Origin of the sequence: Robertmurraya mesotrionivorans (assembly GCF_050971805.1) — a bacterium.
In the GTDB taxonomy this organism is placed as follows: Bacteria; Bacillota; Bacilli; order Bacillales; family Cytobacillaceae; genus Robertmurraya_A.
This window is the reverse complement of the sequence record NZ_JBPCCH010000005.1, coordinates 162,729-178,684: the sequence shown is the minus strand read 5'-3', so window position 1 is coordinate 178,684 and position 15,956 is coordinate 162,729. Positions and strand designations below refer to the sequence as shown.

Annotated in this window: 17 protein-coding genes and 2 pseudogenes; 3 read left to right on the top strand and 16 right to left on the bottom strand. The window is 38.5% G+C overall.

Annotation, left to right across the window (positions count from 1 at the left end; translation table 11 throughout):
* Positions 1-99 precede the first annotated feature (99 nt).
* Both ACRX5O_RS11255 and ACRX5O_RS11250 read right to left on the bottom strand, forming a co-directional pair.
* Entirely contained in the window at positions 100-273 is a 174-nt protein-coding gene (locus tag ACRX5O_RS11255; RefSeq protein WP_160547889.1) for an asparagine synthase, read from the bottom strand.
* Between the two features lie 85 nt (positions 274-358).
* Positions 359-1,357 (bottom strand): glycosyltransferase, encoded by a 999-nt coding sequence (locus ACRX5O_RS11250; RefSeq protein ID WP_433906029.1) that lies wholly within the window; start codon positions 1,355-1,357, stop codon positions 359-361.
* Positions 1,358-1,490: 133 nt separating this feature from the next.
* On the opposite strand from ACRX5O_RS11250, the gene ACRX5O_RS11245 reads away from it, so the two are divergent.
* Positions 1,491-2,489 carry an LLM class flavin-dependent oxidoreductase gene (locus ACRX5O_RS11245; RefSeq protein WP_433906028.1) on the top strand — a complete coding sequence of 333 codons (999 nt, stop codon included), beginning with the start codon at positions 1,491-1,493 and terminating at the stop codon, positions 2,487-2,489.
* 40 nt (positions 2,490-2,529) lie between these two features.
* Here ACRX5O_RS11245 and ACRX5O_RS11240 read toward each other — a convergent pair whose 3' ends face one another.
* From ACRX5O_RS11240 to ACRX5O_RS11215, 6 genes and pseudogenes are all read right to left on the bottom strand, one after another.
* Positions 2,530-3,162 (bottom strand): DUF421 domain-containing protein, encoded by a 633-nt coding sequence (locus ACRX5O_RS11240; RefSeq protein WP_433906027.1) that lies wholly within the window; start codon positions 3,160-3,162, stop codon positions 2,530-2,532.
* A 196-nt stretch (positions 3,163-3,358) separates the two neighbouring features.
* Positions 3,359-3,499 (bottom strand): annotated as a pseudogene (locus ACRX5O_RS11235) (hypothetical protein); the annotation flags it as partial.
* 83 nt (positions 3,500-3,582) lie between these two features.
* The gene (gene hutH, locus ACRX5O_RS11230; RefSeq protein ID WP_433906026.1) at positions 3,583-5,076 is read right to left on the bottom strand and encodes a histidine ammonia-lyase; all 1,494 of its coding nucleotides are present in this window, start codon (positions 5,074-5,076) and stop codon (positions 3,583-3,585) included.
* A 226-nt stretch (positions 5,077-5,302) separates the two neighbouring features.
* Positions 5,303-5,872, bottom strand: a complete 570-nt coding sequence (locus ACRX5O_RS11225; protein WP_433906025.1) for a manganese catalase family protein — start codon at positions 5,870-5,872, stop codon at positions 5,303-5,305.
* 15 nt (positions 5,873-5,887) lie between these two features.
* Positions 5,888-6,148, bottom strand: coding sequence for a spore coat protein CotJB (locus tag ACRX5O_RS11220; RefSeq protein ID WP_119708630.1), 261 nt, complete (start codon positions 6,146-6,148; stop codon positions 5,888-5,890).
* Positions 6,145-6,393: a spore coat associated protein CotJA gene (locus ACRX5O_RS11215; protein ID WP_433906024.1), complete on the bottom strand. Its 249-nt coding sequence runs from the start codon at positions 6,391-6,393 to the stop codon at positions 6,145-6,147. Before ACRX5O_RS11215 ends, ACRX5O_RS11220 begins: the two co-directional genes overlap by 4 nt.
* 149 nt (positions 6,394-6,542) lie before the next feature.
* Between ACRX5O_RS11215 and shc the strand changes: the two genes are divergently transcribed.
* Positions 6,543-8,459 carry a squalene--hopene cyclase gene (shc, locus tag ACRX5O_RS11210; RefSeq protein WP_433906023.1) on the top strand — a complete coding sequence of 639 codons (1,917 nt, stop codon included), beginning with the start codon at positions 6,543-6,545 and terminating at the stop codon, positions 8,457-8,459.
* A gap of 86 nt (positions 8,460-8,545) precedes the next feature.
* Positions 8,546-10,105 (top strand): LysM peptidoglycan-binding domain-containing protein, encoded by a 1,560-nt coding sequence (locus tag ACRX5O_RS11205; RefSeq protein WP_433906022.1) that lies wholly within the window; start codon positions 8,546-8,548, stop codon positions 10,103-10,105.
* A 47-nt stretch (positions 10,106-10,152) separates the two neighbouring features.
* Here the strand turns inward: ACRX5O_RS11205 and ACRX5O_RS11200 are convergent, their stop codons facing one another.
* From ACRX5O_RS11200 to ACRX5O_RS11165, 8 genes and pseudogenes are all read right to left on the bottom strand, one after another.
* A complete protein-coding gene (locus ACRX5O_RS11200) occupies positions 10,153-10,635 on the bottom strand; it encodes a spore coat protein (protein ID WP_433906021.1) in 483 nt (160 codons plus the stop codon).
* 170 nt (positions 10,636-10,805) lie between these two features.
* A complete protein-coding gene (locus ACRX5O_RS11195) occupies positions 10,806-11,000 on the bottom strand; it encodes a hypothetical protein (RefSeq protein ID WP_433906020.1) in 195 nt (64 codons plus the stop codon).
* A 144-nt stretch (positions 11,001-11,144) separates the two neighbouring features.
* Positions 11,145-11,744, bottom strand: a complete 600-nt coding sequence (locus ACRX5O_RS11190; RefSeq protein WP_119708636.1) for a response regulator transcription factor — start codon at positions 11,742-11,744, stop codon at positions 11,145-11,147.
* A complete protein-coding gene (locus ACRX5O_RS11185; RefSeq protein ID WP_433906019.1) occupies positions 11,741-12,862 on the bottom strand; it encodes a sensor histidine kinase in 1,122 nt (373 codons plus the stop codon). Before ACRX5O_RS11185 ends, ACRX5O_RS11190 begins: the two co-directional genes overlap by 4 nt.
* A gap of 106 nt (positions 12,863-12,968) precedes the next feature.
* Entirely contained in the window at positions 12,969-13,478 is a 510-nt protein-coding gene (locus ACRX5O_RS11180; protein WP_433906018.1) for an LURP-one-related/scramblase family protein, read from the bottom strand.
* A 95-nt stretch (positions 13,479-13,573) separates the two neighbouring features.
* Positions 13,574-14,098 (bottom strand): type 1 glutamine amidotransferase domain-containing protein, encoded by a 525-nt coding sequence (locus ACRX5O_RS11175; RefSeq protein ID WP_433906017.1) that lies wholly within the window; start codon positions 14,096-14,098, stop codon positions 13,574-13,576.
* Positions 14,099-14,122: 24 nt separating this feature from the next.
* Positions 14,123-14,842: pseudogene (locus ACRX5O_RS11170) on the bottom strand (DsbA family oxidoreductase).
* Between the two features lie 161 nt (positions 14,843-15,003).
* Positions 15,004-15,918, bottom strand: coding sequence for a DUF1002 domain-containing protein (locus ACRX5O_RS11165; RefSeq protein WP_433906016.1), 915 nt, complete (start codon positions 15,916-15,918; stop codon positions 15,004-15,006).
* Positions 15,919-15,956: the final 38 nt, after the last annotated feature.

Sequence of the window (15,956 nt, the reverse complement as noted above, 5' to 3'; positions counted from 1 at the left end):
AAAAAAGTGGCTCACTTTTGAAGCCGCTTTTTAGTTTACATAATATAATTACTGTTAACCATTAAATGAAAAACGAGCAGCATTCGCTGCCCGTTTCTTTTAACGACGGTGTTGGACTAGGTCAATGACCCCTAAAACGACATGTGCTAAGCCGAAACCAAAAACCGTATTCGCAACCATTTTGTTCGATCCACGTTTTTGTTTCAATGCATACCCAGTGGCAGTCACAGCAGAACCTAATGCAGTTGGAATTAACCCTTCGCGTATATTCATCGCTCAAATCCCTCCACACATCGTTATTGGGTGATGTAACACCCTCCTTATTGTGCTCTTAGGATGGGTTGTTATGCTAGCTTCTTTATTTGATCCAACCCTCGAAAAATTTTTCATATCCTTTTTTCATTACAGTACTTGAGAAGGCACTAAACGCATAGTCTCGATTGGCGCTTGATGTTTGAATAGGAGAACTTAATGCCATATTTACTAGCTCAAACCAATTTTTCTCATTACCAGCAAAAGAATGTGGTGCACTAATATGGTTGTAGCAAGGATGTTCAGGCTTTACAACAATCTTGCCCATAGCTAGTGCCTCGGTTAACGGCATGGCAAATGTGTCAAACTTTGAGCTGCTCCAATAGACTTTGGAAGAATTCATTAAAGTAAAAACTTCATCTTGTGAAAGTGCAAATTGTAGTTTCACGTTTGCAGGAATGTCATATTTTTTCATACTTTCCCTATAACGCTCGCCTCCAAAAACCATGTACACTTCCGTTTGAGGATTTTGTTTCGCATATTCAATCACTAGATCTGGACGCCTGTTTTCTTCATCTCTTCCAATCCAAAGGAGACGATTGTTTACTACTTGAGAGGGGTCGTAATACTTGGTTGCAATCTCCTCATTAAAGCCAATCGGAATAACAGTCACATCATGAACACCAAAATTTCTTGCCATTTCCCCTTTTAAAAATTCTGTTTGAACAATAGCCTTGTCCACAATGGAGTAAAATGGCTTCATCATTTCATATCCTGTTAATGCTGGATCTGGGAAGCTATGTGGAAATAAAACACTATTCTTTAAAAACATATTTAAAAAGGTAAAACCAGAGACCGTGTAAATCACATGGTCTATATTTTGGGAATAGATTTGGTCTAAGACGATATCATAATTGACAAGATCTCCTTTTTCATGTTCATAGCCTGGAAGCCAATCATATCCACTTACATTTCTTTCGGGAGAAATGAATACAATTTCTATTCCGAACTCACTTGAGATTGCTTTTAAACGTTCAGCAAATATTCGAGGACCTTGTGCCTCACTAAACTGTATCTTTCTCATAACTAATCCAACTTTTGTCATATATTTCAACCCCAATACTTAATTCAATAAAATGATTTTATCATATTTATGAAGCAAATTATTTTGATAACAAGCAATTACTTGCTAAAATACAACTGTTCATTATTTAGGAAAACGAAAGAAGATGATAGGTATGATTGAAAATAAAAACATTCCTCTTTCTGTATTGGATTTAGTTCCCATTGTACAAGGAGGATCTGCTTCACAAGCGTTGCGAAATTCTGCGGCTTTAGCTCAGCATGTCGAATCATTAGGTTACCATCGCTATTGGCTAGCAGAGCATCACAATATGCCGGGGATCGCAAGTGCAGCCACCTCTGTCGTTATCTCTCATGTGGCTGGCCATACGTCAACGATCCGTGTTGGTTCAGGTGGAATCATGCTACCTAACCATGCTCCCCTTATTATTGCAGAACAGTTTGGCACACTTGAAGCTTTGTTTCCTGGCCGAATTGATTTAGGACTTGGCCGTGCTCCTGGAACCGACCAAATAACGGCCCATGCACTAAGAAGAGACCGAAGAAGTGATGGAAACGATTTTCCTGAGCAACTAGAGGAATTACAATCCTACTTCATACCTAGTGATGATAAAAGGGTGCGTGCCTTTCCTGGTGAAGGTCAAACGGTTCCTATTTGGCTACTTGGTTCAAGCGGTTTTAGTGCGCAACTTGCCGGACAACTAGGGCTGCCTTTCGCCTTTGCTAGCCATTTTTCACCTTTATACACTTTACCTGCTTTGCAATTATACCGCCAACATTTCCGTCCATCTGAAGTGTTAGACAAACCATACGCTATGGTTGCGGCAAATGTCGTTGCTGCAGATACTGGTGAAGAAGCAAAAAAACTAGCGACAAGCATGCAGCAACAATTTCTTAATCTAATTAGAGGTAACCCTGGTCAGCTTCCACCACCTGTTGAAAATATGGATGAGATTTGGAGTCCGTACGAAAAGGCAACTCTTCTGCAGCAGTTTGGTGAACCAATTGTTGGGGACCGTGACACGGTAAAAGCAAAGCTCGAGGACTTTTTACATGATACACAAGCAGACGAATTAATGATTCATACGCAAATTTTCGACCATGCAGCAAGACTGAAGTCATACGAGATTGTCGCAGATGCTTTAAGAAAATAATAGAAAAGGAGTAGCTATTTCAAAAAGCTACTCCTTTCTACTATTTTAGATGCTTCGGCACATCATATTCATGTGATTTGTTTTTAACCTCTTTGAACAACTCACTATTGTTTTGTGGAGAATCTTGCTTTGGAATACTAGTATCTGATAGCATAAATGCCTCCAACAAGGTCTTAATCGTTTGTACGTCTTGTTTTAGAGATTCAAACTGTCTTGTTGTAACTGGTTGTGCTGATGGTTTTAAAATGAATGCAACTCTTCCATTTGGCTCTAAAGTTGCCCACTCTACATCTGAAATCTTATTTACACTAGATTGTCTTAAAGCCATTTCAAGCTGATCAACAGTCATACGTAGCTTTCTCAAATTTTTTTCATTTAATTGACCTTTTTCAATCAGTATTTTTGATTTACCGGTAATAAATTTTTCAATTTTGTCCGATTTGATCTGCAAAAATTCTATTACCACAAGAGTTAAGACAAGTACCCCTCCAACTGCAAAGGTAACAAAAAGACCTCTTCCTGTGACTGGTTGAATTAATAGAGATCCAAGCCCAATCATAATAACTGTCTGAGCAAGTGTCATCTGCGAAATGGATTTCCTACCCGCAATACGAAGGAGTAATGTGCCAACAATCACAATTAATACGGCTTGCCATACCCAATCAAACTGCAATACAATTCCTCCTAGTTTGATATTTAAGGGTATAGTTTTCCAGATAGGCACCTATATCATTCAGAAGTTCCCCTTTTCGAGTACATAAACTTCAACATTGAAAAAGCAGCAAGTCTTGTTGTCATATCACGAATATCCTTAGATGGATCAGCTTCAACAATATCCATAGCCTTTACCTTTTGATGAGCAAAGGCTTGACAAGCTCCTCCGGTTTCTCCGCCACATCAGGATCTAAATTATTACAAAGCATGCGAAGTGCCGCTTCCTGTTCCCAGCCTTTGCATTCAAATTCATTTCCTCGTTTGGCTATAACTACACGGTTTTGGTTTGCATTCATTGAACATATCCTCCTTCTTTTGAATCAGTGGTCGTGGTCCTGTTAAGAAATGCAGTAATTAGCTTCGTACTAGGAAATCTCGTCTAATAACCAAACTCCATTTCCTTCAACCAGGCCGCCATCTTCTCAATATCTTTCGAGTACACTCGATCACTATCAATAGATGGGACGATTTTTCTTGCTTCTTTATAAAAAGCTTGGGTAGCCGGGGCCATTTTTTCAATCCCGCGGTATTGAACAGCCTGAAGGGCACATATGCATTCGATTGCTAGGACACGCCGTGCATTTTGGATTATCATATAAGCGTGCCGTGATGCGATGGTTCCCATGCTTACGTGGTCTTCTTGATTGGCTGAGGATGGGATGGAGTCTACACTTGCTGGATGTGCTAGAGTTTTATTTTCAGAAACGAGAGAAGCCGCACAATACTGCATGATCATTGCTCCAGACTGTAAGCCTGGTTGGGGACTTAAAAACGGTGGGAGGTCATTTAATCCCGGGTTTACGAGCCGTTCAATTCGGCGTTCTGATATATTGGCGAGTTCAGCCATGGCTATTTTCATAAAATCCATAGCGAACGCGATCGGTTGACCGTGGAAATTCCCACCTGAAATGACCATTTGTCCACCATTAAAAATAAGTGGATTATCGGTTGCTGCATTCATCTCAATTTCGAGCTTTTCTTTTACATAATCTAATGCTTGTAACGTCGCACCATGTACCTGAGGAATGCAGCGTAAAGAATACGCGTCTTGAACTCTCTTTTCGCCTTGACTTGTTATAAGCTTACTTTCTTTAAGCAGCTCACACATTCTTGCAGCAACTTCTGTTTGTTGCACATATCCACGTGCTTCATGAATGGCAGGATGAAAGGCATCAATAATTCCTTCTAAACCTTCAATCGTCATAGCTGCAATGATTTCACTTTGGTAAAACAATCTCATTGATTCAATCCAATTAATGACACCTTGCGCAGTCATTGCTTGTGTTCCATTAATTAGCGCCAACCCTTCCTTTGCCTTTAAAGAAATAGGTTGAATTCCTTTTTCTTTTAGTACCTGGTTCGCTTCATATATTTTACCTTCAAAATGCACTTGTCCTTCACCAATAAGCACGAGTGCTAAATGTGATAAAGGGGCCAGGTCTCCTGATGCGCCTAATGAGCCCTGCTGGGGCACAACCGGATGGATTCGCTCATTTAATAGGGTTTGGAGCTGTTTTATAATCTCTACCCTAACTCCAGAAAAACCTTTGAGAAGAGCATTTAAACGGAGGACCACCATTGCACGTGAGACGACTTCTGGAAATGGATCACCCACTCCACACGCGTGAGAGCGGATTAAGTTTAACTGCAAATCATTCACATCTTTTTCCGCAATCATGACATCACTAAATTTCCCAAAGCCGGTAGTAATCCCATAGATCGTTTTCTTTTTTGCTACAATTTCCTCAACTGAGTATCGAGATTCCTCAACTTTCCTCATACTTGCTTCTTCTATCTCTACCGTTGCAAACCGATAGCAAATATCCTTTACTTGCGAAATCGTTAAGGATTGACCTGTTAACACAACCTTCATGTTGCTCCCTCCAACTTCACCTCTTTAAGTGACTAACATTCAAATAATATATTCTGAAAGTTTTTATAATTCTATTGTAAGTGGATGTTTTTAGAAAGGTCAATGAAAAATTGGTAAATTTTAGTATATTAGAATGGTAGTTTACTACTCTGGTAAAGGGACAGAGCAAGCTAAATACAAGAGATGCCAGCTATAACATTTAGCTGGCATCTCTTGTTTTATTATTTCAAAATATCTTTTTTCGATCTCTTTCTTCCTTCAATAGTTCAACAGCCTCACGAAATCTTTGGGAATGAATTACCTCCCTTTCCCTTAAAAAGCTGAGTGAATCATTTAAATCAGGATCATCTGACATATTTATAATCCATTGATAAGTAGCACGCGCCTTTTCTTCTGCCGCAATATCCTCGTAAAGATCGGCAATGGGATCTCCCTTTGCTTGAATATACGAAGCGGTAAAAGGAACCCCAGCAGCGTTATGATAAAAGATAGCCGAATCATGATTCGCATAGTGGTCAGATATACCTGCAGCCTTTAATTGCTCTGGTGTGGCATCCTTTGTCAGCTTATAAATCATAGTTGCAATCATTTCTAAATGAGCAAATTCCTCTGTTCCTATATCAGTTAACAGACCTACCACTTTATCTGGAATTGTATATCTTTGGTTTAAGTATCTTAACGCAGCTGCCAATTCTCCATCTGCTCCGCCATATTGTTCTATTAAGAATTTTGCTAAGGTTGGATTACATGTTGTTACTTTTACCGGATATTGCAATTTCTTTTCATATACCCACATTTTTACCCTCCCTTTCTACACCTGCCAGGGCCAAGGAGATGTTCCCCAGCTCCAATTTGCATCTGTATAACTATTTCCATATTGAAGAAGTGGACCGAACTCTGCTTCAAACTGTTGTTTAATCTGTTTACTGTATTGTGCGAATTGATTAAATTGCTGCATCGCTTGTTGATCGGTTTGGTGAGTATCTAAGTATAATGTTAGTTCTACTAGGACGAAGTCAACGGCTTGAATTTCTTCCATTAATTGATAGTATCTTTCAGGCAACTGCTTCACATGTCCTGCCTCCTTTTTGCTTCATAAGGGTTTTCATAATAATCATAAAAAATAGGCCAAAGGGTGCCTTTTTGTAACGCTTCTTTTGGGGAGTATTGCGGAAGATTAGGTGGTTGAAATCCTACATAAAGATTTGGGGGTGTTGAGTAAAACTTAACTCCAATCGGACGACAAGGATCAAATGGACTGTGGTAGGGTTGGTATGTTTTCATGTGAGTAAATACTTGTTTAGGCTGGTTAGCCATAATTTCCACCTCTTTTTACCCAGTTTCTAAAATATACTCGAATACCGCTTGTCACTATGTCTAAAAAGTTCTTTCCATTCAAATCGTAATGTTTCCTTATCCATCCTCATATTTTTAACTGACAATCTCGAATAAGAGGTGTGGTGCTAATGAGAAGTGAAAAATTAATGAAGACGAAAGATTATTTAATTGAAAGCCTGAGAGATAAGCAGAAAAGGGATGGTTCGTGGAAGTTTTGTTTTGAAGGAAGTTTAATGACAAATGCATATATGATTATATTGTTACGGTCATTGAACATCCATACAGAGGAGACGCTCATTAAACGATTGGTGCAAGAGATATGTGGAAAGCAAGAGAACAACGGCTCATGGAAACTTTATTATGATGAAAGATTCGGAAACTTATCTAATACGATTGAATGTTATTTTGCACTACTTTATTCAGGTTACTTACCAAGGGATTCTGATGTTCTGCAAAGGGCGAAGTCATTTATTATCAATAATGGTGGACTTCAAAAATCTGAGTGGTTAACAAAATCCATGTTAGCTATTACGGGGCAAATCCCCTGGCCAACCATTATTAAACTCATTCCAATAGAAATCATGCTTTTACCGACTTGGTCGCCCATTTCCATGTTTGAGATCGTTGGCTACGCTAGAGCTCACTGGGTCCCTATTATCATTTGTTCAAATAAAAATTTTAAGAAAGTTCACCCACAACTTCCTTCTCTAGAAGACTTGAATTTAGATAGAGAAGAAGATCAGTCACAATTAGATGAACGCTCAATGAAATTAATCTCAAAGATTAAATCAGAAGCTATAAAACTAGCAGAAATACCAGAACAAATTCATGAAGAGTCTTTTCATAAAGGTGAAGCTTACATGCTTGAAAGAATAGAGTCGAATGGTACATTATATAGCTATTTTAGCTCTACCTTTTTTATGATTTACTCCCTATTAGCACTCGGATACAAAAAAGATCATCACATTATTAAAAGTGCCATCGAGGGGATGAAATCTTTTCTTTTTGAAGAGAAAGACCTCTATTATATTGAAAACTCACCATCCACGGTTTGGGATACTGCACTAATAAGTAACGCCTTGCATATTGCAGGTGTAAAGAATACGGATCCAATGATAACAAGCTCAACTCAATATTTATTAAACCACCAACATACTACCTTTGGTGATTGGATGATAAATTGTCCAGACACTCCACCGGGTGGTTGGATGATAAATTGTCCAGACACTCCACCGGGTGGTTGGGGTTTTTCTCCGATCAACACGATGGTTCCAGATATAGATGATACGACCGCTGCCTTACGTGCGCTTACACCTTCCACTATTGCAAAAAAAATTCCTCCAACCGCTTGGGAAAAAGGAGTAAACTGGGTGCTTTCCATGCAGAACAAAGACGGCGGGTGGGCTGCTTTTGAAAAAAATATCACGAACAAGTGGCTCTCCTTTATCCCTTTCAGATACGAGGATCGAGTTTTATTTGACCCATCCACTGCTGATTTGACAGGTAGGACACTTCATTTTCTAGGAGAATACACGAATATCGAAAGAAATTCAGCCACGATTAAGAAAGGAATCAATTGGCTTAAGAAGCATCAGCTAGAGGATGGCTCATGGTACGGTCGATGGGGAGTTTGCTATATTTACGGTACTTGGGCTGCCGTTACCGGATTATTAGCTTGCGGGGTTAGTCAATCAGATCCTACCATCAAACGAGCGATAAATTGGTTGAATTCGATTCAAAACAATAATGGCGGATGGGGTGAATCATGCTCAAGTGACATGAAAAAGAAATATACGCCACTTTATGCAAGTACCCCATCACAAACCGCGTGGGCTCTAGATGCACTGATTAATTATTATGATAAACCAACAAAAGAAATAGAGATTGGAATGGAATCGCTCTTATCGTCATTCGAAAAATCAAATTGGACGATTGAGTATCCAACAGGGGCCGGTTTGCCTGGAGGTTTTTATATTCATTATCATAGTTATAACTACATTTGGCCTCTTGTTACAATTAGCAATTATCAACGAAAATATTTATAGAATTCATGTGAATAAGACCGTTTATGCATAACAAATTTTTTACTGAGGAAAATACCTCCTAGGTAGTCTTACTAGGAGGTATTTGAATGGACACTTTTATCAGGCATAAGTTACTCCAAAATCATGACGGAGCATATGAACTCATTCTTTACTTAGACGATACTTTAACAGAGTTTTCACAGGAACTTGGCACAAAGTCATCCATCCGCACTGATATTATGAAGCAAGCAACTCTTTTAATAAAAAATCGTTATCCTTCGATCAAGATTACAGTTGTCAAGGTTGTGTTAGGTGGTTTCGTAATGAGCACCTTGCCAGTAGCAGCTGATCGCTCACTTGCCAATACTTCTATTCAGCAAACAAATTCTAACGTCTTTTACTCCGTTTCTCCAGGTGATACATTGTGGGGATTAAGCAAGAAATTGGGGACCTCTGTGGATCTTATTAAAAGTGCGAATAAGCTACCCTCCGACACATTAACGATCGGACAAAAGCTCGTCATTCCAAAAGCGATACATACGGTCCAATCTGGAGAAACATTATATAGTTTATCGAAAAAATACAATACAACCGTTGATAGCATTAAAGAAGCAAATCAAATGTCATCCACGACATTATCTATAAATCAAAAACTGATTATTCCAGCTATACTAAAAATACCACAAACACCTGCAGTTTCGGAAACCACAGCCACTCCTGCTAGTGTGACCCACACGGTTGTTGCTGGAGATACACTTTATAGCCTCGCCAAAAAATATAATACTACGGTGGATGCACTAAAAAAGAATAATCAGCTAACAACCGACGTATTAAGCTTGGGACAAATATTAACGATTCCTTCAACACAATCGGTGGCTCCAACTCCAGGACCGACCACAACTACCCCATCGCTCCCTGACACTTATACAGTGGTTAGTGGGGATAGTCTATATTCAATCGCGCTAAAGTTTGGATTAACGGTTGATGAACTAAGATCTCGAAACCAATTAGTTAGTGATGTATTACGAATTGGTCAAGTGTTACAAATTAGTGATAAGGCCGTTTCTACTCCTATTAGCACAGTTAGCTTTACCACGCATAAAGTCCAGGCTGGTGATTCGATTTGGAGTCTGAGTATAAAATACGGAATTCCACAGGCAGAACTATTACAAGCGAATGGGTTAACCACCTCAAGTATGCTCTCGATCGGTCAAGAGTTACGAATCCCCGTTCATAATATACCTGTAAAAGAGACCGTCAGTCCGAATCATGGTGAATTATTAAATTGGTGGACGGAAGCCCAATATGTATTTACAATTGGCAAAGTAGCAAAGGTAACAGATCTTGCTACAGGCAAATCATTTAATATTAAACGGACAATTGGCGCTAATCATGCAGATAGTGAGACTGTTACAGTGACCGATTCAAATATGGCAAAAACCATATGGGGAGGCTATTCCTGGACACCAAGAGCTGTTATTGTTGAAGTGGATGGCAGAAAATTAGCCGCTAGCATGAGCTTTTATCCTCATGAACGAGAATATATTATGGATAATGGGATAACAGGACATTTTGATGTGTATTTTTCAGACAGTACAAGACATGTAGATGGCAAACCAGATCCATCTCACCAAACCCAAGTGGAAAAGGCTGCTGGAGTGAGATAAATAAAGAAACAAGGAGCTATTACTTAGCTCCTTGTTTTTTCTCATGATTATAGAATGTCTAATCTAGCAACTAGAGCTAGTAGTACTTGTAGAAGCACTTGTACGTTAACAGCTAAATCTGTATCAGTAGTTGTTACTTTTACACCACGAGAGTTTTCGATATACGTTTGTTGACGATTGACTTGCTTATTAATTAGTTTTTGCGTCAATTCTTGAGTTAATACTTCAGCTTGGTCGCTACTAGCAATTGAGATGCTAATAACTAGTTGAATAGCCGCTTGAAGAGCAACTTGAAGGTTGATGGCTGCTTGTGTGTCAGTAGTGATTACTTCAACATCACAAGAATCTTTGATTACGATTGACTCGTATGATGCTTGCACGCTTTTAGTTGTTTGATCTGCTTCTTGTGTGTCGTTATCACAATCCCAAGGGTGTGTGCTGCTAGGGTCTAATGCATTAAATCTTTGAGGTGCGCATCCTCTGTTGTCAGAAAGAACTGGCGCCTGGCCTCTCCATACTTTTGAACTCATATATGATTTCCTCCTTATTGAATTTAGTTATTACACTATTGGTATATGTAAGTTTGACCCGGTCTGGCAGGGCAAAAGACTATATTTATAGAAAAATGGACTATAGACTAGTCATTTTTTTAGGTAAAAAACTAGAAAAAGTGGTTGTTTGTCACAACCACTTTTACCCATTACTTTTTTGTAATATTAGTTAGAGACTCCACGTTTTGCTTAAGTCCTTCAATTAGACTTCTTAATTCTGCTCTATCTTCATCTGAAAGCTGTGGCTTTGTATCCAGGTTAATGCCATGTCTTTTTAACGTAGCATTAATTAATAAATCCATACTTTGTTTTGAAATTTTTTCAAATTCTTCTTTATTGCTCATTCAAATCCCTCCTACCTTTTTAATATAGGTTATGTCACGATACTTCTTGATGTGTTAAGGGTATATGACCAATTTTCAATGAAAAAAAATAAAAACCATAGGAATTTATCCTATGGTAGGTCAGGTGGGCATGTATAAGAGTCATTACTTAAACCAGCCTTTTTCTTTAGATTGTGTAATGGCTTCAATTCTGTTCGTAACCTCAAGTTTCTCCAAAATCGCTGATATGTAATTTCTAACCGTTCCTGTTTTAATGTTTAACTGCTCAGCGATCTCCTTCGTATTCCTTCCGTCCGCAACAAGCTCAAGAACCTCGCGCTCTCTTTCCGTTAAAGGATTTTCCTCTGTATAAAGATCATCCATTAGTTCAGGTGCATAAATTCGCTTGCCAGCTACAATATTTCTTATCGAGCTTGCCAATTCTTCACTTGGACTATCCTTTAAGAGATACCCTCTTACTCCCGCTTTTAACGCACGCTGGAAATAGCCTGAACGCGCAAATGTCGTTAGAATAATCACTTTACAGTTTCCACCCTTTAGCTCTTCAGCCGCTTCAAGCCCTGTCTTTTCTGGCATTTCAATATCCATGATACAAACATCAGGTTGTAATTGTTTTACAAGGGAAACAGCTTCGTTTCCATTATTCGCCTTCCCGATCACTTCCATATCATCCTCTAGGCTTAGAAGAGATCCTAAAGCTCCTAACAGCATTCGCTGGTCCTCTGCTATGACGATCTTGATCATACTAAATTCCCCTCCTTTGCGACCTGTACAAGTGGCACCTTCATAATTAGCTTGGTTCCACCATCACCAATGATTTTTAGACTTCCATTAACAAAATCAAGACGTTCTTTCATCCCTACTAACCCATGTCCTGATGATTGGCTCTGCTTTTGCCAAAGACCTATTCCATCGTCTTGTACGATTATCGTTATGTCTTTTGATGATTGTTTTATAGTCAGCTGAACGACATTCGCCTGACTATGCTTAACGACATTCGTTATTGCTTCCTTAATACACATGCTTAAAATATTTTCAAGAAATAACGATACATTTGTAACTGGTTTTTCTTGACTATAGATAAACTCAATATCTGCCGCTTTTAATATTTGTCTAACGAGTACAATTTCTTCATCTAGCCGAATCCCTCTCATTTGTGATACTAATTGTCGAACCTCGTTTAACGCAGTTCTTGCAGTTTGCTGCACATCCCTTAGCTCATCCTTGGCCTGTTCAGGATCCTTTGTAATCAATCTTCGAGCTAAATCACTTTTTAAGCCGATTAGGGAAAGCTTTTGTCCCAAAGTATCATGTAAATCACGAGCAATCCTTTGCCGTTCCTCTTGTTTCACCAATTCGGCAATCCGTTTGTTTGCATCCTCTAACTTTTCTTCTAGTACCTCTTGTTTTTTACGATTATGTATATTAAAAGGTAATAAAATCACACTTATCCAGATGATAATGACAAATGGCAGCTGTTTTAAAAACTGAGGGTCTTGTAGAACCACATTGTAATTGATTGCAAATGTGGTTGCGACAAGATGGATTACGTATATAGTCATAAAAGCAACACGTTTTTTAATATTGCCGTTGTAATACGCTATGTAAAAAGCAAAGTACACAAACGAAAAAAGAATAGCCATAGTAATAGAAATACTAATTAATATAATCGTCCATAAGTAGACTGGCCAACGTTTTGATAAGAACGCAAATCGTAAGGTAATAAAAAATATGACAGTCAGTATGATTCCTGCAACAATTTCAGGAGTGGACGATGATTGGAAGATAAAATAAAAAGGAAGTATACTGATAACGCTCCAAATATATGGCGAAATGCCCCAATTTCTTTTTGATTTTAACACGAATCAAACCTCATTTTCTTACCAGCTTTTTCTATATAGTATCATATCTTTAAGAAATGAAAAGAAGGTTGCCTTTAATAAGCAACCTTTATAAGCGAACTTTAGATTATATTGCGGCATTTGATGAGTTATTACGCTTTTGTATAGCGTTTACACCCATGATTACAGCTATTAATTCTGGTGATGTTAACATATTAGAGTGATTGTCTAATTCGTAGGCGGCGGATGAAAAGATACCACTTACTTTCTTAAAAGTCGCAATCACCTCTTCGTCTGCCTCTCGCTTGATTACATATTCCTTTGAAAACAATTCAGAATCGATAAAAAAAGTGTCCCGATCATATGCTTCATACGAATATTTTTTTGAAAAGAAAGCAAATTTCTCCTTTAACTTCCCTAACTCTGTACCGTCTCTATCTAATACTCTCCAATAAATACCTAGCATCGGAAACTTTCCACTCACTAAAACTTCTTGTTTTCCATTCAATATATCTACAGATGAAGAAAACATACTTTTAAGATCAATCTCTCCAATCTTTTCTTCCTCTTCCGTTAAAATATCCGTCTTCCCCGTAGAAAAGAATGTATCGGAAAAGTACAGTTTCTTTTGATTCATCGGAACTCCCCCTAACTTGCTTTTAACTTATCTTATATACGGGGCAAAGTTTAAAAAGATTCACAACATTAAAAAACCACTCAAATGAGTGGTGACTACTTATTTGCTAAAACTGCTATAAATTCTCTCATATAGTCAGGTAAGTCTGGTGGACGGCGACTTGAGATAATATGTCCATCGACGATAACTGGAACATCTACCCACTCAGCTCCCGCGTTGATCATATCATCTTTAATCCCTGGAGTACTTGTTACCTTTCTACCTGATAAGATTTTTGCAGAGATTAATACCCATCCGGCGTGACAGATTTGGCCAATCGGTTTTTCTGCCTGATCCATGGAACGAACCATGGAGAGAATCGATTCAAATCTTCTTAATAAATCCGGTGACCATCCACCTGGTACAAGAATAGCGTCGTAATCTTCTGGGTTAATATCTGTAAATGCCCGATCTGATTTAATAGGAACTCCATATTTCCCGATATACGTTTCTCCAGCTTTTTCTCCTACAATATCAACGATTGCTCCTTCTTCACGAAGCCGCAGAACAGGGTACCATAATTCTAAGTCCTCGAAGTCATTGCTAACCAACTGGATGATTTTTTTCCCTACTAACTTCAACCCTTCTCACTCCTTTTGTATATCTTACTTCTCTGGGATCTCACAAGAATCATCTGTACATACTCCCGCATCATCGGAAGACAGATTTTGAAGTGGACTATTTGCGTTCTCCTCTTCCCAAACCTTTTCTAGCGCGTTTTTAAACGTTTCCAAAGGCTGTGCTCCGGAAATACCATATTTATTATTCACAATAAAGAATGGGACGCCTGTTATTTTGTATTGCTGTGCTATTGTCTCATCGATACGAACATCATTCGCATAAAGAGTATTATCGTCTAACACTTGCATTGCTTCCGCTCTTTCAATACCCACACGTTCAGCAATTTCTAGTAATACGTCTTTTTGAGATTACTGTTTGTTCTCGGTAAAATAAGCATACAAAAACTTTTCAGTCAGTTCCTTTTCTTTCCCTACCGTTTTGGCATACTTGGCTAAACGGTGAGCATCAAAGGTATTACTTGGCATCATATCGTCAAAGCGAAATTGTAATCCGACAGAAGCCGCTTGTTTCGCCATATTTTCATTTGCTCGTTTTGCTTCGTCCACACTCATCCCATATTTCTTTGCCAATGCCTCATGAATTTTCATAGTAGGCTCCATCGGCGAGTTAGGATCCAATTCGAATGCTTTAAACTCTACCTCTACTTGGTCTTTATGTTCAAATTGATTAATTGCTTCCTCTAGTCTTCTTTTTCCAATATAACAAAATGGACAAACAAAATCTGACCATACTTCTATCTTCATAAAAACCCCACCTACAACTTAATTTACTTGCATATAAACCATAGTTTACAACAAAAAGTAATTAAACACACTTGTGATTTGTTCATTGTACCCCTCCCACATTTCGCTGTAAATCATTCTGCTCACATGAAAAAATCCCACTCAATAGTGGGATCCAAGGTTTACGAAAACAAGCTCTTCAAACTATCAATAAACGACTTAAAGAAATTTGCAATGGTGTCCAAAAATCCTTTGTTTTCACTAATTGCATTCTCAATACGATTTTGGATATCCTTTGATAGATCTTCAAGCTGCGATTGAACATTATCAAAATTAATATTGAGATTACGCATTTTTTCAAAGAGGTCTATTAATAGCTGACGATCTTCTTCACTTAATTGAACATTTAAGGTTTGGAGCTTTTCGTCAATCAATTGCTCCAATTCCTCCTTTGTTGCTGGTTTTTGTTCGGCAATCTCTTTCTTTATTTCCGTTAACAGCTCACTTACCTTATCTTCATCGAGCCCTTCTTTTTTGGCCAGATCTGTGGCTAGCGTTAGTTCTTCATTCGCTACTTCGGTACGCTCTTGATTCAGCTCTGTACCTTCACCCTCGTCGTAAGCTTTATAAATACCAACAAGAGCGGAGTGTCCACTTACCTTAACAGGAGATGCTACATCTACCACTGCGTCCTCAATCCCCGCAGTCAATAAAGCATTGGCATACATTTCACTCGTTACTTCTGTAATGTTTTCTGGTGTAACTTGGTTAATAACCAGTCCTTCCCCTTTTTCCTTACGAGTGATCTTTGCGGAGGAGTACATATTAGAGTTTTTATCTCCATCAATATAATAAACAAGGTCTTCCCCTGTTACGGTAATTTCAGTTACTTTACTTGTATCCTTCACCCCGAGCAGGTCTCTTACCTCTGCTTTCTGACTGTCGGACAAGGCTTCACCATATACAACAATCGGAAGACCAAATTTTTCATTAATACTTTCTTCGTCATTTGAATCAGTTGAGGCATAAACCAATTGATTTGAACTGACCACTACAAAAGCTAGGGCAACCATACAAATCCATTTTAACAGCTTCATTTTCTTCCTCCTAATAGTGTTAAGCATGTACTCTCTAT